Here is a 2260-nt window from a genome sequence, read left to right as displayed (position 1 = left end):
GGCGCCACGGGCGCGCCGCCCCTCGGCTTCATTGCTGCCATCAAGGACCTGCGCGTGGGCGCGCTGCCGGCCGTGGGCACCGTGCTCAGCACCGAAGTGGTGGTGCAAAACCAGGTGCTTGATTTCACCATTGTGCGCGGCACGGTGCGGGCCGGCGACACTACCTTTGCCGAATGCGAAATGCGCATTTTTATTAAGAATCCGGCGTAGCTACCCTCGCTATTTCGCGGCGTGACGCCCTTTGTTTTCCTTTCCCTGATGTTTAAAACAACTCTACTGGCGGCGCTGCTTTCGCTGGCCGCCGCCGGCGCCCAGGCCCAGACCTTTGGCGAATTTCTCAGCAAGCCCGAGCTGCCGCTCACCTTCATGGGCCTCGACTGCTCAAGCACCCGCTACTACGGCGACCCGATGACTGTGGGCGCCAACGAGATGAAGGGCCTGTTCACCAAAATGGACGAGCTGCTGGTGAAGGAAGCCAGCAAGTACGACCTGCAAAAAGCCCTGCACCGCACCGGCCCGGTGGAGTACGCCATCAACATCGCCGAATCGGCGAATGCCAAGATTGATACTGCCGCCATCATCGTGCCGGCCGACACGGCGCCCCGCGCCCCCTTCACGCCCGAAACCATTGCCGGACTGGTGCAGCGCTACGACTACCCGGCCGGCACAAGCGGCGTCGGGCTGGTGTTCATCATCGAAACCATCAATAAGCGCAGCGAATCAGAAATTTTCTGGGCGGCGTTCGTGAACTTGGCCACCAAGCAGTTGCTGTTCACGCAGAAGATTAGCGGTACCGGCGCGGGCTTTGGCTTCCGCAACCACTGGGCCGCGCCGCTTAATGCCGGCATTAAGCAAATCAAGTACAACTATGGCGACTGGAAGAAGAAATTCGCCGGCAAATAACCCCGCCGCCACGCTTACCACGCGCACTGAGGTGAAGGTGCGCTTCAACGAGGTGGACTCGCTGGGCATTGCCTGGCACGGCCACTACGTACGCTATTTTGAGGACGGCCGCGAGGCGTTCGGGGCCGAGCACGGCCTGGGCTACCTCGATGTGTACGAAAACGGTTTGGTAACGCCCATTGTGCAGCTTACCTGCGACTACAAGCGCCCGCTGGCCTACGGCGACTCCATTCTAATTGAGACGACTTACGTGGACAACCCGGCGGCGCGCATTCATTTCGATTACAAGATTTACCAGCTGGCCCGGCACGAATTGGTGGCTACCGGCAGCACCACCCAGGTATTTCTCGACCGCCACTCGCGCGAGTTGCTGCTGAGCATGCCCGACTTTTTCGCGGACTGGAAGCAGCACCGGCTACCGGCTAATTTGACGGCGTAATGGCTTTCGTGGCGGCACACAACATCGTTTCGCCCCTAGGCGACACCTCGGCGGCAACGTTCGCGGCGGTAGTGGCGGGCCGCTCGGCGGTGGCCGAATACCCGCCGGTATTCGCCGGCGGCGAGCCCGTGTGGGCGTCGAAGCTACCGGCCGACTGGCAGCCGCCGGCCCAGCTTGGCCCGCTCGATGAGTATACCCGTTTCGAGCAGCTGCTCATTGCCTCCATCGCCGACGCCGTGGCGCAAACGGCCGTCGACCTGACTTCGCCGCGCACAGTGCTGGTGCTGGCCACCACCAAAGGCAACATCGGCCTGCTGGATGATGAGCCGGAACTGACCGACGAGCTGTACAAGCGGCTGCAGCTTACACATTCGGCGCGGGTGGTGGCGGCACACTTCGGTAGCCCGGGCACGCCGGTGGTGGTGTCGAATGCCTGCATTTCGGGCGTGGCAGCGCTGCTGGTGGCGCAGCGCCTGCTGGCCGGTGGGCAATACGATGCCGCCGTGGTGGCCGGGGCTGATACCGTGAGCCGCTTCGTGCTCTCGGGTTTTGGGGCGTTCCAAGCGCTGAGCGCCGGGCCGTGCCGGCCATTTTCGGATGACCGCGACGGCATCAATCTGGGCGAGGCGGCGGCTACGGTGGTCCTTACAGCTACTGCGCCAAAGCTGGACTCGGGCGCGTTGGTGCGGCTGGCCGGCGGGGCCATCAGCAACGATGCCAACCACATTTCGGGGCCGTCGCGCACCGGACAGGAGTTGGCTAACGCCATTGATGAAGCGTTGACTGGCGCTGGCCGGGCCGCCGACGCGGTGGATTTCATCGCGGCCCACGGCACGGCCACGCCCTTCAACGACGCCATGGAAGCCAAGGCGTTTGCGCTGGCGGGCGTAGCAGGCCAGCCGGTGAGTAGCGTGAAGG

The 2260-nt window shown here is 63.5% G+C and carries 3 protein-coding genes and 1 pseudogene; all 4 read left to right on the top strand.

Translation table 11 applies throughout. The features are described 5' to 3' along the window. A pseudogene (locus ACYVDE_RS20695) lies at positions 1-210 on the top strand (hypothetical protein); the annotation flags it as partial. A 48-nt stretch (positions 211-258) separates the two neighbouring features. Beyond that, complete coding sequence (locus tag ACYVDE_RS20690) at positions 259-903, top strand: hypothetical protein (protein WP_460503432.1); 645 nt, start codon at positions 259-261, stop codon at positions 901-903. A 31-nt stretch (positions 904-934) separates the two neighbouring features. Beyond that, positions 935-1342, top strand: a complete 408-nt coding sequence (locus ACYVDE_RS20685; RefSeq protein ID WP_460503431.1) for an acyl-CoA thioesterase — start codon at positions 935-937, stop codon at positions 1340-1342. Beyond that, the coding region (locus ACYVDE_RS20680) for a beta-ketoacyl synthase N-terminal-like domain-containing protein (RefSeq protein WP_460503430.1) at positions 1342-2260 on the top strand (919 nt) is incomplete at its 3' end. The genes ACYVDE_RS20685 and ACYVDE_RS20680, both read left to right, overlap by 1 nt.

This window comes from Hymenobacter agri (assembly GCF_054778495.1).
The sequence above is the reverse complement of the archived record's forward strand: the minus strand, read 5'-3'. Positions and strand labels throughout refer to the sequence as shown.